The 24,474-nt window shown below is 68.3% G+C and carries 22 protein-coding genes; 10 read left to right on the forward strand and 12 right to left on the reverse strand.

The features are described 5' to 3' along the window. Positions 1–58: 58 nt before the first annotated feature. The 3 genes from AB6732_RS01260 to AB6732_RS01270 form a co-directional block, all read right to left on the reverse strand. Positions 59–1,705, reverse strand: coding sequence for a DNA polymerase Y family protein (locus AB6732_RS01260; RefSeq protein WP_370957704.1), 1,647 nt, complete (start codon positions 1,703–1,705; stop codon positions 59–61). Next, positions 1,702–2,448: a hypothetical protein gene (locus tag AB6732_RS01265; protein ID WP_370957705.1), complete on the reverse strand. Its 747-nt coding sequence runs from the start codon at positions 2,446–2,448 to the stop codon at positions 1,702–1,704. The genes AB6732_RS01260 and AB6732_RS01265 overlap by 4 nt, the downstream gene beginning before the upstream one ends. A 211-nt stretch (positions 2,449–2,659) precedes the next feature. After that, positions 2,660–3,847, reverse strand: a complete 1,188-nt coding sequence (locus AB6732_RS01270) for an MFS transporter (protein ID WP_370957706.1) — start codon at positions 3,845–3,847, stop codon at positions 2,660–2,662. A gap of 82 nt (positions 3,848–3,929) precedes the next feature. Between AB6732_RS01270 and AB6732_RS01275 the strand changes: the two genes are divergently transcribed. From AB6732_RS01275 to AB6732_RS01300, 6 genes are all read left to right on the forward strand, one after another. Next, positions 3,930–4,478 carry a Chromate resistance protein ChrB gene (locus AB6732_RS01275; protein WP_370957707.1) on the forward strand — a complete coding sequence of 183 codons (549 nt, stop codon included), beginning with the start codon at positions 3,930–3,932 and terminating at the stop codon, positions 4,476–4,478. Between the two features lie 86 nt (positions 4,479–4,564). Then, positions 4,565–5,950 (forward strand): cystathionine beta-synthase, encoded by a 1,386-nt coding sequence (locus AB6732_RS01280; protein WP_370957708.1) that lies wholly within the window; start codon positions 4,565–4,567, stop codon positions 5,948–5,950. A 36-nt stretch (positions 5,951–5,986) separates the two neighbouring features. Beyond that, positions 5,987–7,153, forward strand: a complete 1,167-nt coding sequence (locus AB6732_RS01285) for a cystathionine gamma-synthase (RefSeq protein WP_370957709.1) — start codon at positions 5,987–5,989, stop codon at positions 7,151–7,153. A 118-nt stretch (positions 7,154–7,271) separates the two neighbouring features. Continuing rightward, the gene (locus AB6732_RS01290) at positions 7,272–7,829 is read left to right on the forward strand and encodes a hypothetical protein (protein WP_370957710.1); all 558 of its coding nucleotides are present in this window, start codon (positions 7,272–7,274) and stop codon (positions 7,827–7,829) included. A 111-nt stretch (positions 7,830–7,940) separates the two neighbouring features. Beyond that, a complete protein-coding gene (locus tag AB6732_RS01295; protein WP_370957711.1) occupies positions 7,941–8,777 on the forward strand; it encodes a class I SAM-dependent methyltransferase in 837 nt (278 codons plus the stop codon). A 76-nt stretch (positions 8,778–8,853) separates the two neighbouring features. Then, on the forward strand, positions 8,854–9,678 hold the full coding sequence (locus tag AB6732_RS01300; RefSeq protein ID WP_370957712.1) for an acyl-CoA thioester hydrolase/BAAT C-terminal domain-containing protein: 825 nt from the start codon (positions 8,854–8,856) through the stop codon (positions 9,676–9,678). Between the two features lie 305 nt (positions 9,679–9,983). Here AB6732_RS01300 and AB6732_RS01305 read toward each other — a convergent pair whose 3' ends face one another. Together AB6732_RS01305 and AB6732_RS01310 are read right to left on the reverse strand one after the other, a co-directional pair. After that, complete coding sequence (locus tag AB6732_RS01305; RefSeq protein ID WP_370957713.1) at positions 9,984–10,472, reverse strand: hypothetical protein; 489 nt, start codon at positions 10,470–10,472, stop codon at positions 9,984–9,986. A gap of 31 nt (positions 10,473–10,503) precedes the next feature. Beyond that, positions 10,504–10,875 (reverse strand): DUF2750 domain-containing protein, encoded by a 372-nt coding sequence (locus tag AB6732_RS01310; protein ID WP_370957715.1) that lies wholly within the window; start codon positions 10,873–10,875, stop codon positions 10,504–10,506. Positions 10,876–11,081: 206 nt separating this feature from the next. Here AB6732_RS01310 and AB6732_RS01315 point away from each other — a divergent pair, with 206 nt between their 5' ends. The 3 genes from AB6732_RS01315 (at position 11,082) to AB6732_RS01325 (ending at position 13,157) form a co-directional block, all read left to right on the forward strand. Further along, a complete protein-coding gene (locus AB6732_RS01315; RefSeq protein WP_370957717.1) occupies positions 11,082–11,861 on the forward strand; it encodes a VOC family protein in 780 nt (259 codons plus the stop codon). Between the two features lie 82 nt (positions 11,862–11,943). Continuing rightward, entirely contained in the window at positions 11,944–12,573 is a 630-nt protein-coding gene (locus AB6732_RS01320) for a ClpP family protease (protein ID WP_370957719.1), read from the forward strand. Then, entirely contained in the window at positions 12,570–13,157 is a 588-nt protein-coding gene (locus AB6732_RS01325) for a ClpP family protease (protein ID WP_370957721.1), read from the forward strand. The genes AB6732_RS01320 and AB6732_RS01325 overlap by 4 nt, the downstream gene beginning before the upstream one ends. Positions 13,158–13,178: 21 nt before the next feature. Here AB6732_RS01325 and AB6732_RS01330 read toward each other — a convergent pair whose 3' ends face one another. Next, positions 13,179–13,550: a helix-turn-helix domain-containing protein gene (locus AB6732_RS01330; protein WP_370957723.1), complete on the reverse strand. Its 372-nt coding sequence runs from the start codon at positions 13,548–13,550 to the stop codon at positions 13,179–13,181. A gap of 543 nt (positions 13,551–14,093) precedes the next feature. Between AB6732_RS01330 and AB6732_RS01335 the strand changes: the two genes are divergently transcribed. Continuing rightward, the gene (locus AB6732_RS01335) at positions 14,094–15,413 is read left to right on the forward strand and encodes a polysaccharide deacetylase family protein (RefSeq protein ID WP_370957725.1); all 1,320 of its coding nucleotides are present in this window, start codon (positions 14,094–14,096) and stop codon (positions 15,411–15,413) included. A gap of 111 nt (positions 15,414–15,524) precedes the next feature. Here the strand turns inward: AB6732_RS01335 and AB6732_RS01340 are convergent, their stop codons facing one another. The 6 genes from AB6732_RS01340 to AB6732_RS01365 all read right to left on the reverse strand — a co-directional run bounded on the left by AB6732_RS01340 (position 15,525) and on the right by AB6732_RS01365 (position 24,400). Then, positions 15,525–17,666, reverse strand: coding sequence for a phosphocholine-specific phospholipase C (locus AB6732_RS01340; protein WP_370957727.1), 2,142 nt, complete (start codon positions 17,664–17,666; stop codon positions 15,525–15,527). Positions 17,667–17,880: 214 nt separating this feature from the next. Continuing rightward, positions 17,881–18,321, reverse strand: a complete 441-nt coding sequence (locus AB6732_RS01345) for a hypothetical protein (protein ID WP_370957729.1) — start codon at positions 18,319–18,321, stop codon at positions 17,881–17,883. A gap of 64 nt (positions 18,322–18,385) precedes the next feature. After that, positions 18,386–20,839, reverse strand: coding sequence for a cation-translocating P-type ATPase (locus tag AB6732_RS01350; protein ID WP_370957731.1), 2,454 nt, complete (start codon positions 20,837–20,839; stop codon positions 18,386–18,388). Positions 20,840–21,017: 178 nt separating this feature from the next. Next, positions 21,018–22,055: a hydroxyacid dehydrogenase gene (locus AB6732_RS01355; protein ID WP_370957732.1), complete on the reverse strand. Its 1,038-nt coding sequence runs from the start codon at positions 22,053–22,055 to the stop codon at positions 21,018–21,020. Between the two features lie 96 nt (positions 22,056–22,151). Further along, positions 22,152–23,192: a hypothetical protein gene (locus AB6732_RS01360; RefSeq protein ID WP_370957734.1), complete on the reverse strand. Its 1,041-nt coding sequence runs from the start codon at positions 23,190–23,192 to the stop codon at positions 22,152–22,154. Positions 23,193–23,308: 116 nt separating this feature from the next. After that, entirely contained in the window at positions 23,309–24,400 is a 1,092-nt protein-coding gene (locus tag AB6732_RS01365; protein WP_370957736.1) for a substrate-binding domain-containing protein, read from the reverse strand. Positions 24,401–24,474: the final 74 nt, after the last annotated feature.

Below are 24,474 nucleotides of genomic sequence, written 5' to 3' on the forward strand. Positions count from 1 at the left end.
CAGCCCACCGTCTTCTCCTTTCCGCTGTTCAGAGTGGCTGCCCCGCCTGCTCCTGCTGTCAGTCGTACCGGGCTTCCGCCCACCACTCGCCGCTTTCGCCGAGCAGAAGCCAGGCCTCGTTCTCACTGTCGAGGATCTGAAAGCGCTCGGCCTGGCGTTTCTCCTCCGCATCCCACCAGCGCTGCCGCAGCAGCCAGGGCCCGGCCCACCCCACGACGGCCCGGCGCAGGGCACGGGGACCGGGGGAGAACCAAGCCGGAGGCGCGGCCAGATCCCCTCGTTCCCCGACCTGCAGGGTGCCCGAGTGCTCGTCCAGCAAGCGGACCGGCAGGGGTTCGGGGAACACTGTGGCAGGCAAAGGATCCGGGACGGCGCCGGGCCAGGGCCGTCCCGCGCGTGCTGCCGTGCCGGACGGGGCTTCCTCGCCCCAGGGCACCAGCAGGCTGCGTTCCGCCAGGAGACGGCCGCCTCCCGGCACGGGGTGCAGCACGGATCCATGGCCGAGCATCGTCTGGAGACGCCGGAGGCCATGGTCGAGACGTTCGTCCACCCCGCCGAACAGGGCCTGTCCGCGGCGGCCCAGCAGGTCCACGGCGTCCGGGATGACCCTGATCTGGACGATGGGGGCGCCGAGGGCTTCGCCCGTCATCCTCCACCGGGCTCCCGGAGTGGCAGTGTTCGCCGAGGTGGTCTTCCGGCGTGCCGGGGCCGGAGCGCCGGACGACTGGAGCTGCCAGCGGACGCGGTCCACCACATCGCCCGCGCTGAAGTGGTGCGGGTGTCCCCAGCTGCGTTCCGAGCGGTGCCCGGCGTCGTCCGTGATGCTCACCCGCAGGGTGGTGCAGGCGAGCCCTTGCCGGCGCAGCCGTTCCACGAATTCCTCCGCGGTCGGCCGCACGGCGAAAGCGATCTGATCCACCCGGTCCAGGCCGGGTTCGAAAGTGATGGTCCGGTCCTGCGGAGGGGGAGGGATCCGTGGCACGATCTTTCGTGGATCCCGCCCGCAGGCGCAGGCGTGGGCCAGGAACCCCGCGGAGCCGAACCGGGAACGGACGTCCGACGGCGACAGGGCCGCAAGGCTGCCCAAGGTCTGGATGCCGAGACGGATCAGCAGGGAGACGAGCCGGGGCTCACCCAGGACTGTGACCGGAATCCCGGCGAGGAAACCAGGGGAGTCTCCTTCCTGCACGATGAACAGTGGCGAGAGCTCCGTGGTGCTCCGCGCGGCCTGTTCGGCAGCGAAGACCGAATCGGCGATCCCGGCCCTCGCCTCGAGTCCCAGCTGCGCAGCGGCTTCAAGAGCCGCGCCGACGGCGGCCTCCTCGCTCCCGTAGTAGCGGACGGCGCCCCGGGCGCGGATGACGCACAGACCGGGCCGGAGGATCTGCACCCCCGGGAGCACGGCCTCGAGGGCCGTGACGACGGGTTCGAATTCCCGGGAGTCCCGGTCGGGGTCGGCATGCAGCGTCACGAGCTCGGGGCAGCGGGACTGCGCTTCGCGGACCCGGATTCCCCGGACCACGCCGGCTGCTCTGGCCTCGGATGAACAGACCGCGACGAGACCCTTTTCGAGGAGCGCCGCAGGGACACGTTCGGGGAGCTCCTCGGCCAGCTGGGCCGCGACGAGTGGCCAGTCGGGAAACCAGACGATGAGAGCCCGGGGGATGCCGGCGGGCGTCCCTGGGCCCGGCATTCCCCCGTTCATGGGCTGACCTGCACGAGCGCAGGGCGGCGAGCCGTCGACGTGCGCGGAGCCCGGGACGCTGACTGTCCTCCGGTGCCCTGCCACGTTCCGGCGCCGTCCAGGTTTCCGGAGGAATCCAATGACGCGAGATCCAGGGATGCGGTCCGGGTGCGCCCGCGGTGCTGGAGCTCCAGCTCCACCCGGTGCCGCCGCAGATGCCCATGGCCGTCCCCGAGTCCTTCCCAGCGCGAGCCGCGCACCCGGAGCAGTCCCTCGCTCTGCGGCCAGGGGCCGAGAACCAGGAGCGTTCCGCCGCGTTCGCGCAGACGTGAGGCAAGGCGCGCGGCCTCCCCGGGGGCGACCTTGCCGGGAGGCCGCACCAACAGCACGGGGAGGACGTCCGCAAGGGTCGAGATGACGGAGACCCACTCCGGCCCGGTGTCAGGGACGAGCACGAACCGTTCGAGCGCGACGCCGAAGCCCGCGGCGGCCTCGGAGCCGAAGTCGGGGATGCCCGCCGCGCCGCACCACTGGCCGTTCGCGGACGGCCCGGCGAGCAGGGCCATGGCCACCGAAAGAGGGGTCTCGAGCGAATACGCCGCACCGCCCTTCAACCCGTAGGGGAAAAGCCCTCGAAACCCCGGAATCACAGGGTGAGAGCCCTCCCTGTTGCCCCTGCCCTGCATCACGTGGATGCGTTCCTGGAGCGCGCGCAGACCGTCCTCCGCGGAGGCGGTGGAGACGGAGCTGAGCGGGAGTGGCATGCCTCCATTATTCGAAAGTATGTTCGATTAAGTCAATCGGGCGAAGGGCTGCCTGTGGATACTTCGAGGCCCTTTCCGGAGGGGCCGGCGAAGCCCCGGGTGGGAGTGTTCGGGGCGCTTTTCGGCGGGTTTCGGGGACCCTTCCGGCGCGGGTGGTGACGTCGTCGCTGGTCAGGTGGCCGGCGAAGGGTGGTGGCGCTCGGCGGGGCGATCAGCGGCCCGGCGGGTCGCCGTCGTCGTCGCGCCGGAGGCCGCTCCAGCCTGCCGCGCCGGCGACTGCGCTGAGGCCCGCCAGCGTGAGGAGCGCGGCCGGCAGGGTCCAGACGGTGGCGAGCGCGCCGACGAGGAGAGGCCCGCCGGCGTCGCCGAGTTCGCGTCCCATTTCCGCGCTGCCCATCGTCCGGCCCATCCGCTCCTCGGGCGTCGTCGCCGCGAGGTGCGCGAAGGCCAGTGGCGTCAACGTGCCCGCCATGGCGCCGAACACCAGGGTCGCGGCGAAGAGTGTGACGGCGTTCGGCCAGAGGGCGAGAAGAAGGAGGCCGCCGGCGGCCAGGGTCATGCCGACGGCGCTGCCGGTCGAAGTCCGGAGCCGCCCTTCGTCGTGCAGGCGTCCGATGACCGGTTGCGCGGCGGTCGAGGTCAGAGCGAGCAGGGCCACCGCGGCGGCGCCGGTCAGGGGGTGGAGCTGAAGGCGGACCGCCAGCAGGGGCAGGAAGCCCACCGCGACGCCCAGGATGGCGGTGGTCGTGGCCATCAGCAGGGTGGGCAGCAGGAAACCGCGGGCCGTCGTCTGGCGCACCAGGTCCGAGAGGGTGTAGCGCTGCCGGGGCGCCGGGGGAAGGGCCGGAAGCTCCCGGATCGCCCAGACGGTCGCGGCCAGGGCGAAGAGCGCGAGCGCCAGGTAGAGAGCCTGGATCCCGAACCATCCGGTGAGGGCGATGCCGATCAGTGGGCCCAGCGCGTAGCCCAGGCTCTTCCAGGCTCCGTAACGGCCGAAGTACCGCCCGAGCCGCTCCTTGCCGGCCATTCGCGCGACCGCTGCCGACGACGCCGGGGAGAATGCCGAGGCTGCCGCGCCCTGTCCCAGCCGGGCGACGGCCAGCATGGCGGGTGAAGCGCTGAGCAGTGCCAGCAGGGAGGCTGCGGCGAAAGCGGCCAGGCCGCCGATGATCACCGGTTTCGCCCCGATCCTGTCGCTGAGGGCGCCGAAGACCGGCTTGAGGATGACCTCCGCCAGATCGTAGAGCGCCAGGACCGCTCCGAGCCCCAGGAGGCTCAGGCCCAGATCGGCGGATTCCGCGCCGAGGACCGAGGCCACCCCATGCGCCCCGAAGGCGGAGGTGAAGCCCGCCAGATAGAGGGGGATGAGGGGCCGCGTCGCCTGCTGGGATACCGTCACATCGTTTAATGTAACAGGCGTTACAAACGCTTTGGTGCCGGTTGTGTGCGCCGGGAGTCTGCCAGGTGTTACGGTCCACTGCATGGGTGCAGAGATCGAGTGGGTTCTTGCGGTCGTTCAGGTTCCGGCCGAGCCGTCGCGGCACCGGGTCGCCGTGTGGCGGGAACTGCGCCGCGCCGGAGCCGTCCTCATCTCGCAGAGCACCTGGGCGCTGCCTGCTACCGAACCTTTCCGCTCGGCGCTGGAGAAGGCTGCACAGCTCGCGGACGACGGCGGCGGGACGCTCGCGACGTTCGACGCCGGCCCGCGGGACAGCGCCTCCCGGGCCGTCCTCGAGGCCGCCTTCCGTGCGGCCCGGGTCGACGAATGGGGTGAGTTCCTGGCGGATTGCGGAAAATTCGCCGAGGAGATCGACCGGGAGATCGCCAAGGAGAAATTCACCTTCGCCGAACTCGAGGAGGAGGAACAGAGCCTGGACCGGCTGCGCCGCTGGTTCCGGGACCTGAAGAAACGGGATGTCCTCGCGCTGCCCGAAGCGCAGCAGGCGGTGGAACGGCTCGCCGGATGTGAAGGCGACCTCAACCGGTTCTCCGAACACGTCTACCGGGCGACACGTGAGGCGCGGGCCTGAACTCTCCACAGGCCCGCGTGACCTTGGATTTCCACATCCCTCCCACCGCCGCCTCGCCGTCAGTGTCAGCGGATAGAGTTGATGCCATGAAGTACGCGGAGTCCGTCCTGGACCTGATCGGCAACACGCCCCTCATCAAGCTCAACCACGTGACGGAGGGCATCGAAGCCACCGTCCTGGTCAAGCTCGAATACCTCAACCCTGGCGGTTCCATCAAGGACCGTATCGCGGCCAAGATGGTCGCGGAGGCGGAGGCGAGCGGGAAGCTCCAGCCCGGCGGCACCATCGTGGAGCCCACCAGCGGGAACACCGGTGTGGGCCTGGCTCTCGTGGCCCAGCAGAAGGGCTACAAGTGCATCTTCGTGGTCCCGGACAAGGTGGGCGAGGACAAGCGCGCCGTCCTGGAGGCCTATGGCGCGGAAGTCGTGGTGACCCCCACCTCCGTGGCACCGGACAGCCCGCAGAGCTACTACGGGGTGTCGGACCGCCTGGTCCGTGAGATCCCCGGCGCCTACAAGCCGGACCAGTTCTCCAACCCTGCCGCCCCCGGCAGCCACTACGAGTCCACCGGTCCCGAAATCTGGCAGGACACCGACGGCAGGATCACGCATGTGGTGATCGGCGCGGGCACCGGAGGCACCATCACCGGCACGGGCCGGTACCTCAAGGAGGTCTCCGCGGACCGTCCCGAGGCCGAGGGTGGACGGGTCAAGGTCATCGGCGCGGACCCCGAGGGCTCGGTCTACTCCGGTGGCACGGGACGTCCTTACTTCGTCGAGGGCGTGGGCGAGGACATGTGGCCCGGCAACTATGACAAGTCCGTGCCGGATGAGGTCATCGCCGTCTCCGACGCCGACTCCTTCGCCATGACCCGCAGGCTCGCCCGTGAAGAGGGTCTCCTGGTGGGCGGTTCCAGCGGCATGGCGGTGGTCGCCGCCCTGCGTGCGGCGAAGGATCTCCCGAAGGAGGCCGTGGTGGTGGTGATCCTCCCGGACTCCGGACGTGGCTACCTCGCCAAGATCTTCAACGACCAGTGGATGCGCTCCTACGGCTTCCTGCCGGGTGCGGAAGAGGACACCGTGGGTGCGATCCTGGAGTCCAAGAAGGGTTCCATGCCGGACCTGGTCCACATCCACCCCAACGAATCCGTCCGTGACGTCATCAACATCATGAACGAATACGGCGTGGACCACATCCCGGTACTCTCCGCCGAACCGCCCGTGGTGATGGGCGAGGTCCTGGGCTCCGTGGATGAGCGGACCCTGACCAGCAAGCTCTTCCGCGGCGAAGCCAAGATGACGGACAAGATCGCCGATCACATGGGGGAGAAACTGCCCGTGATCGGTTCGCTCGAGTCCATCTCCGCGGCCCGTGCCCTGCTCTCCGAGTCGGACACCATCATGGTGACCTTCGTCGGAGCCCCCGTGGGCATCGTGACCCGTCACGATCTCCTCGCCTACCTCAGCAACTAGTGCCCACCGGCAAACGCCTCATGGAAGGGAAAACCCATGTCCCACGCAGCTGACCGCACCGCGGGCTTCAACACCACCGCAGTCCACGCGGGCCAGGCCTTCGAACCCCGGACCGGCGCCGTGGTTCCGCCCCTGCACTTCTCCTCCACCTATGCCCAGGACGGGATCGGCGGCCTGCGTGACGGCTACGAATACGGCCGCGGCGGCAACCCCACCCGTGACGCACTCCAGGAGCAGCTGGCTGCCGTCGAAGGCGGGAAGTACGCCTACTCCTTCGGCTCCGGGCTGGCCGCGGAGGACGCCCTCATCCGGGCCCTCTGCCGTCCGGGGGACCACATCGTGCTCGGCAACGACGCCTACGGTGGCACGTACCGCCTGATCTCCCGCATCCACGGGGACTGGGGCATCGGGAACACCGCCGTGAACCTGGCGGATCTGGAAGCCGCCGCCCAGGCCGTGCGCGACAACCAGACCCGCCTGCTCTGGGTGGAGACCCCCTCGAACCCCATGATGCGCATCAGCGACATCGCGGCGCTCGCAGACATCGCCCATGACGCCGGTGCCCTTCTGGTGGTGGACAACACCTTCGCCTCGCCGTACCTGCAGAACCCGCTCGCACTGGGTGCTGACATCGTCATCCACTCCACCACCAAGTACATCGGCGGCCACTCCGATGTGGTGGGTGGCGCCGTGGTGCTCAACGACGAGGAACTGGCTCAGAAGGTGCAGTTCCTGCAGTTCGCCGCCGGTGGTGTCTCGGGCCCGATGGACGCGTTCCTCACCACCCGCGGCTTGAAGACGCTGGGCGTGCGCATGGACCGGCACTGCGAGAACGGCCAGGCCGTGGCCGAATGGCTGCTCACCCGTCCCGAGGTGGAGGCCGTGCTGTACCCGGGCCTGCCGGATCACCCCGGTCACGAGCTCGCCGCGAAGCAGATGCGCGGTTTCGGTGGCATGGTGTCCGTGCAGTTCAAGGGCGGCGCCGAGGCGGCTCGTAAGGTGGCCGAGTCCACCCGGGTGTTCACGCTGGCGGAGTCCCTGGGCGGCATCGAGTCCCTCATGAACTACCCGGCCGAGATGACCCACGCCTCGGTCAAGGGCACCGAGCTGGCCGTCCCGGACAACCTGCTGCGCCTCTCCTGCGGCATTGAGGACATCGAGGATCTCCTGGCGGACCTGGAACAGGCTTTCAGCCAGCTCTGAGACTCTGACCAGAAGCGCCGGTCGAGCATGCTGATCCCCTCCGGGATGGTGCTCGGCCGGCGTTTCGCGTTGGGGAGGGGTTGGAGGGTACTGAACCGGCCGTTGGTATCGTTGCGGGATGACGGCGGGCAGGTCTGGAATCTTTCTCAACGGCTCCTACGGGGTGGGCAAGACCTCGGTGCTTGACCACGTCGGAGACCGTTTCGCGGAGGCAGAGCTGCCTTTTGCTCTATTCGACGTCGATTGGTTCCACCGTTCGTGGCCGGTGGCTCCGGACGACCCGGGAAACGTTCGGGTCGAGGCGGAGAACGTACGAGCCGTGTGGAACAACTATCAGCGCAGCGGTCCCAGGACGCCGATCATTGCGGGGATCATCGAAACCGTTCGCGATCAGAAACGGTACGAGGAGTGCCTCGGAGTCAAGCTGTTCGTGGCGCATCTGACGGCATCACCCCAAGTGGCCACCGAGAGACTCCGAGGCAGATATCCGAGTACTCGGAATGAAGCGCTGAACTGGCACCTCGAGCGCCATCAGGCACTCTCCGAATACCTTCAGGCGGAGGGCCCTCACGGTCTCATCATTGATACTGACGATGTGACCCCGGAGCATGTCGCTTCCGTGGTCTTTGAGCAGTTCACGTCCAGGATTCACGCGGAGCACGGGGCTGAGTGTTAAACCACGGCTAAGGCTTCCCGGCAAAGTATCTGTGCGATGCCCTGAGCCAAGTTCGGTGGGTTATTTAGTGTCCGTAAAGTTCGTGACTTCGCTGATGGCAAGATGGATCGCATGACGACGCCAGAGAAGTCGCTCTCCGCATCCCATCCGCTGCCTGGACACAGGGGAGAGGCGGGCCGCCCGTGGCAGTCGCTTGCGTCCGACTATGAAGCAGCTCGGTCGCGAGCGGATTCCCTGGACAGCTTGGTCGAGTGGCCAGCCCAGCGGGCCATGCTGGGGGATGTGAGCGGGTTGAGTATCCTCGATCTCGGTTGTGGAAATGGTGGAAAACTCGCTTCACTGGCACAGGCAGGTGCGGCGCAATGCGTCGGCATTGATATCAGTGGTGAGTTTGTCACCGAACACTTGGACTCACTCGAACTTGTCTCCGCGGACTTCAATAGTTTCGACTCACTGCACGAGGTTGAGGGCCGGAAGTTTGACCGTATCCTGTTCCTGCAGTCGTTCGGATATGCGAAGGATCCCGTTGGGATACTGAGGCGCGCCCGGGCCGTGTTGAATGACGATGGCTTCATCCTTCTCACCCGGACCCAGCCTCTTCGTTATGCTCTGGAGCGAGCTGAGGTGAATGACACTCTCGTTGGCGATGAGTACTTCGCTTCTGGCGAGTTCACGTATGCCAGTGGGTGGAACCGCGACATCTCCATGACCAAACAGCGGTATACGATCTCGAATCTGCTCAACACGATCGCGCAGGCGGGGCTGTGGATCGAGGCAGCTGAGGAGCCTTCGCTCTCTGATGAGCAAAAGCGGGACTTCCCCGAGAAACATGCGTGGGCCAATAAGTACCTCGCCGGGATCCTGATGTTCAAGCTGAGGCCGCTGACAGAGGTCGGCGGCCTGTGCCAGTCACCGATGAGCGGTACGAGCCTCGGCGGTGTCGGCTGACCTCAGCAATCAGGGTTGAGGCCGGAAGGGCACCCGAAAGTAACCTGGTTGCCGGAAGTAACGGATTGGCGGTTTGATGAGCTTCGAGAGAGAAGACCTTCATTGGGCTCGGCCCGTGGTGGGCGGGCCGACCGGCGTTCTCGTGCTGGCCGGGTCAAGTGGCCGGATCGATGCTGGACGCGCAGATGTTCTTGCCGCTTCCGGGGCGACTGCTCTGGCGATTCGATGGTTTGGAGGCACCCACCAGCCCGCTGCGCCTCGCGAGATACGTCTGGAAACGTTCGTCGAAGCGCTCGATCTCCTAGCGAAAGAATGCGATCAAGTGGCGATACTGGGGCTTTCCTATGGTGCGGAAGCCGCTCTCCTGACGGCGACCCGGGATTCGAGAGTGACCGCGGTGATCGCGGTGTCGCCTACGGATGTCGTCTGGGAAGGGGCACGATCGAGTGCCGTCGATAGCTCGACGAGCAAGTGGACGTGGCGGGATGAACCTGTTCCGTTCGTACCATTCGACCGGACGTGGAGCGCCCTTGAGGACCCGCCTGCCTTCGCTCCGTATTACCGACAGAGCAGACAGATCGCCTCTGCTCGGATCGTCGAGTCGGCTCGAATACCCGTCGAGCGATTCACAGGGGATCTGGTTCTGATCGCTGGAGGAGATGACCAGGTCTGGCCGAGTCTCGAGTACGCGCGGAACATGGCGGATGTGAGAAGCCATCATGGCCTGAAGACTGCGCTGATTAGCGACGAAACTGCCGGCCATCAGGTGGTCTTTCCCGGGGAACTCGCGACCCACTCAGCGCGGCCGTACAGAATCGGTGGGAGCCCCTTGGCAGCCGAACGCCTGGGCGCTTCAGCCTGGCCGACTATTCAGACGGCGTTGGGGCTGGGGAAGGACTGACACCCGCCGCACGCTTCGAGCGATCGCGCCGCGCTGGTCTACCGTTCCTGGTCCAGTCCACGCCAATGCGGTTCCATCTGGGTCAGTGTTCCTAAAGGTGTTGTCCGAGGCATTTGGAACCGTTGTTCTTCGTCTCCAAAAGTCTGTTCTCGCCATTTGGGCAGTCGCCGCCACCTTCCCGCGACAGCCCAAGTCCCTTCAGAAGTGGATGGCAGATCGCGTCTCTCATCGGAACAGACGGGCGACGATCGTTCCTCGCCAGCTGCACGATGAACAGATGGTCACCACGTGAATCGCGATTAGTCCTACGGCGGCCAGGAGCCTCTCAGGAGCAACACCGCTTCGTCTGTGATCCGCGTCTGGTAATGGTCGCGGCCAAAGTTCCAGGAAGGGTTCCAGTCCTCCCACTCGTTCACGGCGAGGAGCATCGGTTGAAGGACCTCAGGGAAGCCGAGTTCCATCCAGCCGTGGAACCAGATTTTTCGCCCGGCAACCTCTGGCTCCAGCGTCCCGTCCGTGATCTGCTCGCACCACCATCGGACCAGATTCCACCGCTCGGCTGAGAAATCGAGTGGCTCTGTCGGGGTAAGCGCCAACTCGGCGACGACGTCGTGGAACAGCTCCTGAGCCTCGCCTTCCTCCCGCCGCGAAAGACCAGCCAGCAGGGAGAGCGACGGCGAGTCCACGCCGTCGAGCAGGGCTTGCACGCCGGCGGCGATCAGCACGTCCGCCCCGACGGGCACGTTGAGTGCTTCGCTGACGGCGAGCAGGCGAAGGGTTGCGATCGCGTTCACGGAATGAGTCTGTCACCCCGAACCGTCAACGTCAGTTCGTTTCCGTTCCCAGAGTTTCCAGCGTTTCCAGAGTGTCCGCCACCACCTGAGCGGGCACATCGAATCCAGTCGCACGGGGCCCTGACCAGTTGAGCCCGACGAGGATTCCATCGCGGTCAAGGCCGGGGAGCCAATCCTCCGTCCACCGCTCCAGCGGCAGCGAAACCACCTCAAAGTCGCGGTACGCGGGGATCGACGTGATGACGCGTTCCGCACGGCTGAGCAGCGACCAGAATGGCATGGTTCGGTGACCGTCGGAGCCTTCAGGGGCTGGGAATCCGTTCTGATCACGAACAGTCCACACCTCTTGATGCTCGATGACCTCCCGGTAGAACGCGCTCGCGTGCGCGGCACTGATGCTCACAGAGCACATCCTCGCAGATTGTGGGGCGGACCGGCCGGCCTGCGCGCCGAACCGCCTGGAGTCTAGGCTGGTCATGACCGCGACGCCGGCACGCGAGTGACTGCAACAAGGAGGCCGCCCAGCGGGATTCCAAGTGTCGGTGAGCAGCAGAACGGCCTTTGCCAAGGTCTGGAACGACGATGTCCAACAGATGAGGAGTCCACGGAATGACCACCTCTTTCACTGCAGGATCACCCTGCTGGGTCGAGACGCTTCAGCCCGACCCGGAAACCGCGACGTCCTTCTACGGTGAGCTGTTCGGCTGGACGTTCGATGAGGTGGGGCCGGTCGGCTCCCGCGTCGCGCGTCTCGACGGGAGGCGCGTGGCCGGCGTCGCGCAGGCACCGCCGATCCTCGACCGGGGCGCCTGGGTGATGTACGTCCTGGTGGCCGATCTGGACGCGACGGTCGACGCCGTCCAGGAAGCCGGTGGCACAGTTCTCGCCGGACCCCTGGAGATCCGGGAGGGTGAGCGCACGGCGCTCTTCACGGACCCGGCAGGCGCGGCCTTCGGAGCACGCGAAGGCAACGCCCCGACCATGAGCGAAGCCGTCGATGTGCCTGATGCCTGGCAGATGAGCGCACTGCACACCCCCGACGTCGAGGCGGCACAGAGGTTCTACGCCGCGGTCTTCGGGTGGCGGATGGAGCCGGTGCCCGGGTCGGCGCTCGTCCTCTGGCGCCTGGACGGCAGCACCCGCAAGGCCTCCGATCCGACCCTTCCCGACGACGTGGTCGCCGTGGCCACCCAAACCCCCGCCGCCTCGGGCGTGCCGACCCATTGGGCGATCAATGTGCAGGCCGCCGACGCCGACGACATCGCGCGCCGTGTCGTCGAGCTCGGCGGGTCCGTGCTCATGCCTCCGATGGATGCGCCGGGCTTCCGGAACGCTCTGATCGCGGACCCTCAGGGTGGCGTGCTCGCCGTCAGCCAGACTGTCAGGTAACAGAGGTCTTCTCTGCTGTTGGCTGCTCTGCCCGTGGCAGAGAACGGCCCACGACCGGGGCGCCCAGGGTGACGATGGCTTCATGACTGATGCTCCGAAACAATCCCTCTTCTCCGAATCCATGCGGCGCGAGTTCTTCGAGCGCCGAGTCCTGGTCCTGGACGGCGTCCTTGACGACGACAACGGCACCGTCCTCGCCACCCAGCTGATGCTGCTGGCCGCCGAGGACCCGTCGGCGGACATCGCCCTCTGGATCCATTCCCCGGGCGGCTCGGTTCCCGCGATGCTGGCCATCCGGGACATCATGCGTACCATCCCGAACGACGTCTCCACCCTCGCCCTCGGCATCGCCTGCAGCGCGGGGCAGTTCCTGCTCTCCTCCGGTGCCAAGGGCAAAAGGAAAGCCCTCCCACACGCGCGCATCCTGATGCATCAGGGCTCGGCGGGCATCGGTGGGACCGCGGTCGACATCGCCCTGCAGGCCGACGATCTTCGCCACATGCGCGACACGGTCCTCGGACTGATCGCCCAGGACACCGGCCAGTCGGTGGAGCAAATCCACGAGGACTCCCTGCACGACCACTGGTACACGGCGGAGGAGGCCAGGGCTTACGGCTTCGTCGACACCGTGGTGGGCTCCTTCGAGGACTTCCGGCCGTCGTCGCGCGTCGCCGCAGGCTTCGCCCATGCCACGGGAGGGGCCGTCCGATGAGCAGCTACACGATCCCCAACGTCATCGCGCAGCATCCGCGCGGTGAACGCATCATGGATGTCTATTCGCACCTGCTCACCGAACGGGTGGTCTACCTCGGCACCGGGATCGACGCCGGTGTCGCCAACGCGCTCATCGCGCAGCTCCTGTATCTCGAGGCGCAGAACCCGGAGCACGACATCCAGCTTTACATCAACTGCGAGGGCGGCGATCCGAGCGCCATGCTCGCGATCTACGACACCATGACGTTCATCAAGCCGGACGTGGCGACCACGTGCGTCGGGCAGGCCGTCGCGGTGGGAGCGGTGCTTCTCGCCGCCGGGGCGGCCGGCAAGAGAGCAGCGCTTCCGCACTCCCGCATCGTGCTCCACCAGCCCGCGGCACAGGGACGCGGAACGATTCCTGACCTCATCTTGCAGGCCGACGAGGTGATCCGCATCCGGTCGGACATCGAGGAGGCGCTCGCACTTCATACGGGCCAGAGTGTCGAGACCCTTCGCCGGGACACCGATCGGGATCGGACGTTCACCGCTCAGGCGGCGCGCGACTACGGCCTCCTGGACCTCGTGATCACGAGCCGCTGAGGGCCGCGCCGGGTGCGAGGTTCAAGCGGCCAGCGCGAAGCACGTCGCGCTGGCCGCGCTCTGCTCCACCGCGGGACGCTCGACCGTGAGGGCCTGCGCCACGTCAAGGGTGAGATCCACCAGGGTCACGTCCAGGGCGCGGGCCACGACGGCGATGATCTCGCTCGACGGCTCCTTACGGCCACGCTCGATCTCGGACAGGTACTGCGTTGAGACGCCGGCCCGCGCGGCGACCGTTTCCAAGGTCTCGCCACGCTCGTTGCGTCGCCGGCGCAGTGACCCGCCGAGAAGGTGCCGCCACAGCGGCTCCCGCCTCAGGGGGCTCACCGGCGCAATGCGAGCGACGACGGCGGGGGCTTCGGAATGCTGTCCGCGGAAGGGATTCTCGGCCATGCTTCATCGTAGGACGGCGGTTCGCCGGGCGGGCGGTTCTCTGCTGTCAGCAGAGAACCTCACCGCGGTGAGAGTGCGGCCGCCTCAGACGGCGGCTCCGGGGAAACCGCCCTCTCCGGCACGACGACGATCTGGACGTCATCCTCGTAGACGACCCGGCCCGGATCGTCCGAGTGGAACAGCTCGCAGGCGACGTCGTAGCGGCGCAGGAGGTCGACGTAGAACCCGACCCGGTCCAGCAGGTGTTGGGCGGTGGGCTTGAACCAGGCCTGAGCCGCGGGACGCTGCGCAGGTGATTCGACGTCATGGCGCGTTCAGGTGGCGTTGGGAAGTCTGCTTTAAACTGACTCGCACCGGGCCCGAAAACGCCTCACCCTCTACCGACTGTGTCCGCACCCCGCGCGGGCCGAAGGAATCGTTGTGCCACTCCGTCGACCGATCCGCCCCCTGATTTTAGCCCTGTGCACCCTCCTGGCAGTCGCCGGCTGCTCCGCAGATCCGGCACAGCCTGCGCCCTCATCGGCCGCCACCCAGGAACTCGCCGTGCAGGCAGTGAATACGAGCGTCGAAAGCTCTGACGCCGAGTCGGCGAGGAGTGCAGAGCTCCTGCGCCTGACGCCGGCCGACCTGCACGCGGAGTCTTCCTGGGACCTGCCTCGCTACCTGGTTCAATGGCCCGCAGTGCCCGGACATGACGGTCTGACACGGAAGATCCGGGAGCAAATGGATGCGTGGAAGAAGTCGTACGTGACCTCGATGCGCGGAGCCGAGCGTGCGAACCTGAGCGCCTACTGGTCAGCGACGCTGAACCACGAGGGGATCGTCGGAGTCCGCCTGACAGCGGAGACCACGGCAGCCGACAGTGCGACGGAGAGCGTCGCCCTCTACGGAGGCCCGGCGAACCCGTGGACTTCGAAGGACCTGCTGCGGAGCGAGGATCGTCCGGCGCTCGCCACGATGATGCGGGAGGCCGCTCAGAAGTTCACCCGCGAAACCCCGGATCCCGGCATCCCGCCTGCGGATCCTTCGGACCAGGTCTTTCAGGACGTGAGTTTCACCGATGCCGGGCAAGTTCAGATCCGGGTCAGGCCGGGCGAACTGGCGTCGATGTCGCAGGGAGTCCTGCAATTCACGGTTCCCGAGAAGCACCTGTCGCCTCTCGGGGACAAGGTCCGGGCCGCGGTCCTGGCCCAGGGACGCGAGAACCGTTCGACGCCATCTGCGTCCGCCACACCGGCTCCCAGGGCGTCTAGCCGCACGAACTGCGCCGTGGCCAAGTGCATGGCCCTGACCTTTGACGACGGCCCCGGCCCGTACACGCCGCAGATCCTCGACACCCTCGAAGCGAAGAATGCCAAGGCCACGTTCTTTATGCTCGGCCCTGCGGCGCAGTCGCAGCCCGACATCGTGCGACGGATGGCTGCCCTCGGAATGGATCTCGGCGATCACAGCTGGTCGCATCCGCAATTCACCCTCCTCTCGCCGAATGAGGTCAAGCGGGAGGTCCGTTCTCAAGCGGACGTCATTCAGCGCCTCACCGGCCGGCGGCCGATGGCGGTTCGGCCACCGTACGGGGCTTTCGACCAGTCGACCCCTCATGAGGGCTTCCCCTTCATCCTCTGGGACGTCGACACGGAGGATTGGAAGAACCGTGACGCCGCCATAACGACCCGTCGAGCGATCGAAGGCGCCCATCGTGGCGCCATCGTCCTCATGCACGACATTCATCCCTCAACAGCCAAGGCCCTCCCCGGCATCATCGATCAGCTCAAGAGCCAGGGATACACCTTGGTCACCGTCTCAGATCTCATCCCCCAGCTGAGCCCCGGGAGCGCTTACTACTCGGGATCGACCGGGAAATAGTACCTCCGCCCCCGGCACGGACGCCCCTGCCCCAGGCAGCGAAACGCCGGCCGCGCGCCGCACCCCCGAAGGGGGATGCGGCGCTCACCCGGCGTTTCGTGAGGGGGAGGACTAGCCGGAGATGCCGGGCCGCCCGTTCTCCTCACAGCCGGTCAGACGACGGCGGAACGTCGGGTCCTGCTCGGCCGTGATCTCGACGTCGTACCAGCCGTTCTTCGTCTCCCAGCCGAGCGGCTTGCGCGCCCCCGGCTTCAGGCGCACCGTGGCGCTCCGGTCCCGGTACTGCAGCGAGGTCAGGCGCAGGGTCACCGCGGCCGTCCCGTTGTTCCGCAGCTCCAGGTGCAGCGAGTCGCCCGTGCGGCGATCCACGGAGACGTCGACGCCGGCCGCGGCGCCCGCCGTCGTGCCCTTCAGCTCGTACTGGAAACGGTTCGGGCCGGTGACGATCAGGTCGACCCGGCCGTTCGGCGCGGGGAGGCGGATGGTCTCCGCGGACTTCACATCCACGTGCCGCGGCTCGGTGACCTCGCCCGCGTAGCCGTACACGGTGAAGTGCGTGGAGCGGGTGCCGGTGTTGCGCAGCGACAGCTCGACGCCGTCGTCGTGCAGCGAGGCGGCGACGCGCGGCCGGTAGGGGAGCGGCCGCGCCGGCCGGGTGCCGCGTTCCTGAATCGGGGCCACCTGCGCGACCGGGGGAACCGGGTGCCAGCGGCCCACGGCGGCGGGCACGGGCGCCGGGTGATCCAGCTGCGGCGGGGTGCCGCCCGCCGTGAATTCGAAGACGCCGGTGAGGTCGCCGCAGACCTCGCGCCGCCAGGCCGAGATGTTCGGTTCCTGCACCCCGGTCCACTGTTCGAGGAAGCGCAGCACGGAGGTGTGGTCGAAGACCTCGGAACTGACGTGCCCGCCGATGGTCCAGGGGGAGACCACGGTCATGGGCACGCGCGGGCCCAGGCCGATGGGGCGCGCCGTGGTCCAGTCGGTGGACTCGCCCGAGGCCGGGCGGGGCTGGACGGGCGGCGGGACGTGGTCGAAGTAGCCGTCGTTCTCGTCGAAGTTCAGGAAGATCGCGGTGCTGTCCCAGGTCTCCGGGTCGCTGGCGACGATGTCCAGCATCCGGTAGACGAAGTTCGCGCTGCCCACGGGCGTTGAGGAGCTGGGGTGCTCCGAGTCGGCGGCGGAGGGGACCAGCCAGCTGACCTTCGGGAGCGTGCGGCCGGTGATGTCCGCTGAGAAGCGTTCCAGCAGCGTGTCCGGGCGGCCGCGGTGCATGGCCTTGTCGAACAGGGCCTGGTCGGCCTTGCCCAGGCGGGCGCGCCCGGCGTCGAGCTGTGCCAGCAGACGGTCCTGGTCGGCGGGGGTCTTGCCGTGCAGGGAGTCGTAGAACTCCTCGGTGGTGCGGAAGTTCCCGTCCACGGCCGCGAGCACGGTGCGCCCGATCTTCTTGAAGGTCTGGAAGTACTCGACGGCGTTGTCCGTGAAGTTGTCCCAGTCCTGGTAGATCCGCCAGGAGACCCCGGCCTTCTCGAGGCGCTCCGGGTAGGTGGTCCAGTCGTAGCCGCCGTGGGCGTAGTCGTACGCCGCGTTGGTGACGGCGCGCTGCGTGGAGCCGGGTTCGAAGCCCGTGGTGCCGCTCCAGAGGTAGGTGCGGTTGGGGTTGGTGGAGCCGTTCACGGAGCAGTGGTACGCGTCGCAGATCGTGAAGGTGTCCGCGAGCTCGTACTGCAGCGGGATGTCCGCGCGCTCGTAGAACGTCATGGTGGACGGGCCCTTCGCGGGGATCCACTGGTCGCACCAGCCGTTGTTCCACGCCTTGGTGGTGCCGGCGAACGAGTGGTCCAGAGCGCCGAGGTACTGGATGTCCGAATCCGGCCGGCCGGCGAGCTCCGCGGCCTTGCGGAGCGAGAACGGCAGGACCGTCTCGCCCGTGGGGCGGGCTTGTTCATACATGCTCTTGCCGTTGGGCAGGCGGGTGGTCGACCGGTCGCCGTAGCCGCGCACACCGCGCAGCGAGCCGAAGTAGTGGTCGAAGGAGCGGTTCTCCTGCATCAGGATCACCACGTGTTTGATGGACTGGAGGCCGCCCGGTCGGACGGGACGGGCCATGGCGGCCTGCACCGACGGCGGGAGCAGGGAGCCCGCCGCGGCCAGCGCGGTGGCCGCAGCGGTGGCGCCGAGGAAGCCGCGGCGGGAGAGGCCCGTGGACTCGGGGTTCGGGTTGCCGTCCGGGGAAGCGGGAGGTAGCGACGTCATGCGAATGCCTTCCGTGAGGGGTTGGGACCTCCCACGCTAGAAGGCCCCGGTGAACCCACGGTGACTTGTCTGTACATCTTCCGGCAACCACCCGAACAGAAGTGCGCGGTGGCCCTTCCTGCACACGAGAGAACAGTTCGTGCCCTCCCGCCCTGGGTTTGAGGGCGAGAACTGTTCTCTCGCGGATCTGGGTCGGGCGGTTAGCGGGGCGGGGTCACTGAACGACGGTGATGGCTCCGACCGCCCAGTAGGCCTGGCCGGAACATCCGTGAGTGTCCCAGTGGCCGTCCGGGGAGGTTCCTCCGCCACCGAGAGACACCCGGGTTCCCGACGACGCGACCTCCCGGCCGCTGGCGTCCTTCACGATGAAGGAACCATTCTTCCGCTGCACGGAATACCCGGCAGGCCAGGCGAGCACAGTGTCCTGGTTCCCGTCTCTGCTAACGACGCACCCGTCATCGTTGAGCTCGAGCGTGGTGGTGAGACTGGCCTCCATGCCGCTGAGCTGTTCCACGCCGGTGGTGGCCAGCCGGAGACTCTGCAGTGGGGCGCCGCCGACCGCTTCTGGACCGGGAGGCGCGCAGGCCGAAGTGGTCAGCGCCAGAGCAGCGATGGCTGCGCCGGTGAACAGCGGAAGCGCTCGTGATGTCCCCATGGGTTCAGAGTAGGCCTTACCGGTCGCCCGGACCAGGTTTTCGGCCGAATCGTGATGCGAGGGGTCAGGCTGCCGCGCGGGTCTTCCGATTGCCGAACCACCAGGCGATCTCCACCAGCACGATGCCCACGGCCGCGACGCCGAACGCCGTCCAGAGCTGCGCCGGCCCGCCGATCTCGAGCTGCAGCACCGAGCGGGCCCCGGGGATCGCGAACATGGCCACGGTCCCGCCGATCATCGCCACCAGCAGCAGCCCCTTCCACCAGGTGTACGGCCGCGCCACGATCGCGAGCACCCACAGGGCGATCGTCATGAGGGTCAGCAGGGCCGCGGTCGAACTCTGCGCCTGCGGCACGGCGTCGCCGCGCACCATCAGATAGGACACGAACGCCGCGATGCCGACGACGACGCCGGCCGGCAGCGCGCGCCGCAGGACCCGGGAGGCGAAGCCCGGCTGAGCCCGGTCATGGTTGGGCGCGAGGGACAGGACGAAGGCGGGCAGACCGATGGTGAACCACCCCACGATGGTCACGTGCCGGGGCAGGAACGGGTACGGCACCTGGTCCAGACCGATGAGCCCGGGCAGCCCCACGAGGATCGCCAGCAGCACGGAGTAGACCGTCTTGGTCAGGAACAGCGTGGCGACGCGCTCGATGTTGCCGATGACCCGGCGCCCCTCGGCCACGACGTGAGGGAGGGTGGCGAAGGAGTTGTCGAGCAGCACGATCTGGGCCACGGCACGGGTGGCGGGGCTGCCGGCGCCCATGGCCACCCCGATGTCCGCGTCCTTGAGGGCCAGGACGTCGTTGACGCCGTCGCCCGTCATCGCCACGGTGTGGCCCTTGGACTGCAGAGCCTTGACCATGGCCCGCTTCTGATCCGGGGTCACCCGGCCGAAGACCGTCCCGCGGTCCACCTCGTCCGCCAGTGTGGCCGGGTCGGCGTCCAGAGTGCGGGCGTCCACGGTGCGCTCCGCCCCGGCCAGGTGCAGGGACCGGGCCACGGCCCCGACCGAATCGGCGTTGTCCCCGGAGATCACCTTGACCTTGACGTTCTGCTCCGCGAAGTACTCCAGAGTGGCAGGAGCCTCAGCCCGGACCTTCTGTTCCAGGATCACGAGGGCCGCGGGGGCCTGGATCGTGGCGGAGTCGAGTTCGCGGGCACGGGCCAGGAGCAGCACGCGCAGGCCGGTGGAGCCGAAGCGGTCGGTTTCGCGGCGCCACGGTTCCAGCCCGGTGACGCCCGCGGCCTCGGCTGCGTCCAGGAGGACGTCCGGCGCTCCGAGGAGCCAGCTGCCGGAGGCGTCCGCGGCGGCATCGCCCCGGAAGGCCGCGCCGCTGTACTTGCGGCTGGAGGCGAAGGGCAGGGTCTCGGAGACCTCCCAGTCCGGCGCGGTGGGGTAGGCCTCGCGGATGGCTTCCATGGAGGCGTTGGGCCGCGGGTCGCTCGCCGCCAGTGCCGCCAGGGCTGAGGCGGCCAGCTGGCGCGCGGCTCCGTCGGCGCCGGGGGTGGCGTCGGCGTCGTCGTCCGCGGAGAAGTCGCCGGGAGTCTCGACCGAGCCCAGCCGCATGGCGTTCTCCGTCAGGGTCCCCGTCTTGTCCGCGCAGACGACGTCCACGCGCGCCAGGCCCTCGATGGCCGGCAGCTCGTTGACGAGGCACTGGCGGCGGCCGAGGCGGATGACGCCGACCGCGAAGGCGATCGTGGTCATGAGGACCAGGCCTTCCGGGACCATCGGCACCAGGGCGGCGACCATGCCGCGCAGGGCGTCGGACAGGGCCTGATGTCCGGAGAGCTGGTTGTAGATGGAGAGCGCCCCGGCAGGGATCAGCAGCCAGGTGATGACCTTGAGGATCTTGTTGATGCCGTTGCGCAGTTCCGAGTTGACCAGGGTGAACTTGCTGGCCTCCGCGGAGAGCTTCGCGGCGTAGGCCTCCGAGCCGACCTTCGTGGCCCGGTACAGGCCGGTGCCGGAGGAGACGAAGCTGCCGGAGAGGACCTCGTCCCCCGGGGCCTTGGCGAGGGCGTCCGATTCGCCCGTGAGCAGGGATTCGTCCACCTCGAGGCCGGTCGCTTCGAGGATCTCGCCGTCCACCATGATCTGGTCTCCGGGGCCGAGTTCGATGAGGTCGTCCCGGACCACGTCCTCGGGCGCGATGTCCTGGCTGGCGCCGTCCCGGCGGACCCGGGGCTTGGCCTGCCCGACGATGGCCAGCCGGTCCAGGGTCCGCTTCGCCCGGATCTCCTGGATGATGCCGACCACGCTGTTCGCGATGATCAGCAGGCCGAACGCCGCGTCGATGAAGTACCCGGTGGACACCACGATCGCGGCCAGGACCGCGAACATCGCGTTGATGCGCGTGAAGACGTTGGCCCGGACGATCTGCCAGGTGCTGCGCCCGGTGGAGTCCTCGGTCCGGTTGACGGCGCCCGCCGCCACGCGTTCGGCCACTTGATCCGGGGTCAGGCCTGTCAGGGGCGCGCCGGGACGGTCATCGAGGGTCTGCACGGTGCTCACGAAGCCCAGCTTAATCGCGGCGCCTGGGCCGCGCCTCGGAGCACGGGTGGAGAAACGGGTGCGCCTTCGGGATGACCCTGCCCTGCTCCCGTTGTGTGCTCAGTTGTTGCGGGTTCCGGCGGCCAGGACCCGCAACAACTGAGCACACAAGGCAAAGAGGCCGGACGACGACGACGGCTCAGGCCATGCGGTCCAGCTCGGCGAGCGTCACCTCGTGGAGGAGGGGCTCACCGCGGGCGGCGCGGGCGGCCTCCGCGACGGCGCTCCCCGCGAGCCGTTCCAGCTCGGTGCCCAGGGAGCCGGCGATGTGCGGTGTGAGGACGACGTTCGGCAGGGTGTAGAGCGGCGAGTCCTCCGGGAGCACCCAGGGTGTGGTGACGTCCAGGACCGCATCGATGTCGCCCCGGGCCAGTCGATCGATCAGCGCCTCCTGGTCCACGAGCTCACCCCGCGCGGTGTTGATGAAGGTGGCCCCGGGCCTGAGAGTTCCCAGCAGCTCCCGGTTGATCATCCCGGCCGTGCTGGGCAAGGACGGCGCGTGGAGCGAGACGACGTCGCTCGTGGCGACGAGTTCGTCCAGCGGGAGCAGCGTCGCCCCGAGTGACTGCGCATCCGCGGCACTCAGGTAGGGATCCGCGACGCAGAGTTCCAACGAGTACGGCTTCAGGAGACGCAGCACATGCCGCCCGATCCGGGACGCCCCGATGACCCCCACCCTCCGCCGGTGATTGCCCATGTCCGGGAACAGGGTGAGGGGATCCAGCCCCGAGCGCTCGCGGCGCAGCAGGCCGCTGAGCCAGAAGACCTTCTTATTGGCCAGCAGGACCATGGCCACGGTGTACTCCGCAACGGGGATGGCGTTCTCGTCCGCGGCGGATGTCACCCGGATCCCGCGTTCCCAGCACTCCCGGGAGAGGTGGGGCTTCACCGTGCCTGCCGCGTGGTGGATCGAACGGAGGTGCGGGGCCCGGTCCAGGACGGCGGCGTCGATCCACGCGGTGCCCCAGCAGGTGAACAGGGCGTCGGCCTGACCCAGGACCTCGAGTGCCTCGGGAGAACCGTACTCGGTCAGGGGCGTCTCCGTGACCAGGGAGAGTTCCGGCGGGAGGTTCCGCAGCACCTGTTCCGGGAAGAACTGTCCGGCGGTCGCCGCGGGCATGGCCAGGGCGACGCGGTACGGGGAGGATCCGGGGCGAGGGCTGCTGGACGTGTTCATCGCTCTCTACTGAACGCTCCGACGTTCAGATGCACAACCAGATGAACAGATGCGGACGAACGTGCCGGGTCCGGCGCGGCGCCCATCCGGGAGGCGTCAGATCGCGCACCCCGCGACCGGCGCCGAGGCGAGATCGGTGAGCGCGTAGTCGTAGGTGGCCGGGGAGGTCTTGGACCCTGCGGCCGCGGACACTCCGGTGGTGGGGTCGATCTTGTACAGGCGGCCCGAACCGTCCGCCGCGTAGAAGAGGCCGCTGTCCGCCGTCGTTCCGGATCCGAGCCACGCGAAGCCGTAGATCGACGTCGTCAGCGTGGCCACCGGGCCGGTCACCCGACGGATCGGCGAGATCGTGACCTTGGCGCCCGCGGCCACGGTCGCCGTGAGGTACTCACACAGCCACACCTGCCCCGAGCTGCCCGCCGCGGTGCTGTAGATGAGCCCGTACAGACGCCCGTCCGCGGTCAAGGTGATGTCCGGGATGATCGTGCCGGACGCCGCGACCGCGGCATTGGCGCCGCCCGCCGTGAGGCCGACGCCGCTGAGCACGTAGCTGCTGCTCAGCGTTCCGGCGCTCATCGGCGTCGCGCGGGCGATCTGCGTGGTGGACAGTGCGGTGAGGTTGGTGATCATCCACAGATCGCCCACCGGGTCGCAGGCCATGCCGCCCCAGGCGGCCCAGGTCGGCATCGAGGGCAGGGGCCCGACCACCTCGACGGTCGGCTGCTGCCCCGTGGCCCCGGCCCGCGCCCGGTAGATGTTCGGGTACCCGTTGTTGTAGCGCGAGCCGTAGAACACGTAGGACGGTCCGGTGCAGTCGGGGGAGACATAGGGCCCGAAGGCGAGGTTGGACGACCAGTACGAACCGGCGAACTGGCCCGAATTCTGGTTCACGGTGTAACCGCCACCGGTGTCGGCCGGGTCGCCCTGGTAGCGGAAGACCACGCTGCCGGAGGACCCGTACAGGCCGCAGGGATCGAACGTGGGGCACGGATCCGGTGTCGGAACCGACGCCGCGAGGGCCGGGGCCGCACTGGTCATCGCGATGACGGGGATGGACCAGGCCGCGCCGCGCACCACCTTGCGCCGGTCGATCTGGTTCCTGGGGGCGTCGGCGGGGACGGGGGCGTTCGCGGTCATGTTCTCTCCGAGGGGTGGCCGGCGGCGGACGGTGCCCGCGGCTGAGCGAGAGCACGTGTTCACTTCGATGCTACGCGAACGACGGCGGCCGCGCCCCGGGGCTGCAGCGCCAGGCCCTACAGTGCCAGGCCGGCCGGAAGCTGCGTCCGGGTCGACAGCCGCGGCACGAACTGCGGCGAGAGGGCCACGCGCTCGCGGGCGCAGAACCCGTCCCGGACCCGCTGCAGGCAGAGGCTCGCGGCACGGTGACCCAGCTCGAACTTCGGCGGGGCCACGGCGCTCAGGGGGAGCAGGCCCAGGGAGGCGATCTCGTCGTCGTACGCCACGACCTCCACATCCTCGGGAACCCGGACGCCCTGCTCGAGGAACAGCTCCGTCAGGGCGAGCGCGCAGCCGTCGTTGTGAACGAGCACGCCCCGGATGCCCTCCGCCCGGCAGCTCTCGGCGAGGCGGGCGAGTGCGGCGCGGTGGGCCTCATGCCCGTGAGCCGAGGACGGGATCCGCACCACATGCGGCGAGTGGCCTGTGAGTTCCAGGGCCCGGCGGTAGCCGGCCTCGATGGGCGGCGAGTTGGGGCTGTCCTCGAGGATCCCGAGCGCGACCGGCCCACCGCTGGACTGCACCCAGCGCCGTACGAGCCGTTCGGTGCCGCGCACGTGATCGGTGAAGACCGAGTCCCACGGACCCGGGTCGAGCACGTTCTCGAGCGGCCGTTCCACCAGGACCACCGGGATCCGGGCGTCGTAGAGGGCCTCCAGGGTGGGGGTCGGGCCGTCGTCTGCGCCGAGCGGGGTGATCAGCAGGGCGTCGATCGGTGACGCCAGGAAGCGCTTGAGCAGGCGCAGTTCCTCGTCGGGGTCGTAGCCGCTGACGCCGAGCACCAGCCGGGCCCCGGCCTGCTGGGCGGCACGGCCCGCGCCCTTGATGACCAGGGAGAAGTAGTACTGCGAGGTGGGGACCAGCAGTCCGATCGTCAGCTGGCTTGGCGCGGCCGGACGGAAGGCGGAAGCGCCACCGGGCAGGCCGTCGTCGGCGGGCACCGCCCCACCGTGGACGCGGCGCAGCACGCCCCGGCGTTCAAGAGTCGCGAGGTCACGTCGCAGGGTCATCCCGGAGACACCGACCTTCTCCGCGAACTCGGTCGCCATCAGCTTGCCGGAGAGCGTGAGCTCCTGCTGGATGAGTGCGTGCCGCTCCTCGGCGTGCATGGTCCCCCTCGGGTGTTCAGTTTCTTTCAGATGAACGATGTTCCTTCCAACTGAACAGGCCCGCCCCTAGCGTG

Origin of the sequence: Arthrobacter sp. RCC_34, from assembly GCF_041360795.1 — a bacterium.
Classification (GTDB): Bacteria; Actinomycetota; Actinomycetes; order Actinomycetales; family Micrococcaceae; genus Arthrobacter_E.

What these genes read in the sequence shown, in the direction of transcription:
- AB6732_RS01260 (WP_370957704.1), bottom strand. Translation starts at nt 1,705, where the DNA reads ATGAACGGGGGAATGCCGGGCCCAGGGACGCCCGCCGGCATCCCCCGG.
- AB6732_RS01265 (WP_370957705.1), bottom strand. Translation starts at nt 2,448, where the DNA reads ATGCCACTCCCGCTCAGCTCCGTCTCCACCGCCTCCGCGGAGGACGGT.
- AB6732_RS01275 (WP_370957707.1), top strand. Translation starts at nt 3,930, where the DNA reads ATGGGTGCAGAGATCGAGTGGGTTCTTGCGGTCGTTCAGGTTCCGGCC.
- AB6732_RS01280 (WP_370957708.1), top strand. Translation starts at nt 4,565, where the DNA reads ATGAAGTACGCGGAGTCCGTCCTGGACCTGATCGGCAACACGCCCCTC.
- AB6732_RS01285 (WP_370957709.1), top strand. Translation starts at nt 5,987, where the DNA reads ATGTCCCACGCAGCTGACCGCACCGCGGGCTTCAACACCACCGCAGTC.
- AB6732_RS01290 (WP_370957710.1), top strand. Translation starts at nt 7,272, where the DNA reads ATGACGGCGGGCAGGTCTGGAATCTTTCTCAACGGCTCCTACGGGGTG.
- AB6732_RS01295 (WP_370957711.1), top strand. Translation starts at nt 7,941, where the DNA reads ATGACGACGCCAGAGAAGTCGCTCTCCGCATCCCATCCGCTGCCTGGA.
- AB6732_RS01300 (WP_370957712.1), top strand. Translation starts at nt 8,854, where the DNA reads ATGAGCTTCGAGAGAGAAGACCTTCATTGGGCTCGGCCCGTGGTGGGC.
- AB6732_RS01315 (WP_370957717.1), top strand. Translation starts at nt 11,082, where the DNA reads ATGACCACCTCTTTCACTGCAGGATCACCCTGCTGGGTCGAGACGCTT.
- AB6732_RS01320 (WP_370957719.1), top strand. Translation starts at nt 11,944, where the DNA reads ATGACTGATGCTCCGAAACAATCCCTCTTCTCCGAATCCATGCGGCGC.
- AB6732_RS01325 (WP_370957721.1), top strand. Translation starts at nt 12,570, where the DNA reads ATGAGCAGCTACACGATCCCCAACGTCATCGCGCAGCATCCGCGCGGT.
- AB6732_RS01330 (WP_370957723.1), bottom strand. Translation starts at nt 13,550, where the DNA reads ATGGCCGAGAATCCCTTCCGCGGACAGCATTCCGAAGCCCCCGCCGTC.
- AB6732_RS01340 (WP_370957727.1), bottom strand. Translation starts at nt 17,666, where the DNA reads ATGACGTCGCTACCTCCCGCTTCCCCGGACGGCAACCCGAACCCCGAG.
- AB6732_RS01345 (WP_370957729.1), bottom strand. Translation starts at nt 18,321, where the DNA reads ATGGGGACATCACGAGCGCTTCCGCTGTTCACCGGCGCAGCCATCGCT.
- AB6732_RS01355 (WP_370957732.1), bottom strand. Translation starts at nt 22,055, where the DNA reads ATGAACACGTCCAGCAGCCCTCGCCCCGGATCCTCCCCGTACCGCGTC.
- AB6732_RS01360 (WP_370957734.1), bottom strand. Translation starts at nt 23,192, where the DNA reads ATGACCGCGAACGCCCCCGTCCCCGCCGACGCCCCCAGGAACCAGATC.
- AB6732_RS01365 (WP_370957736.1), bottom strand. Translation starts at nt 24,400, where the DNA reads ATGCACGCCGAGGAGCGGCACGCACTCATCCAGCAGGAGCTCACGCTC.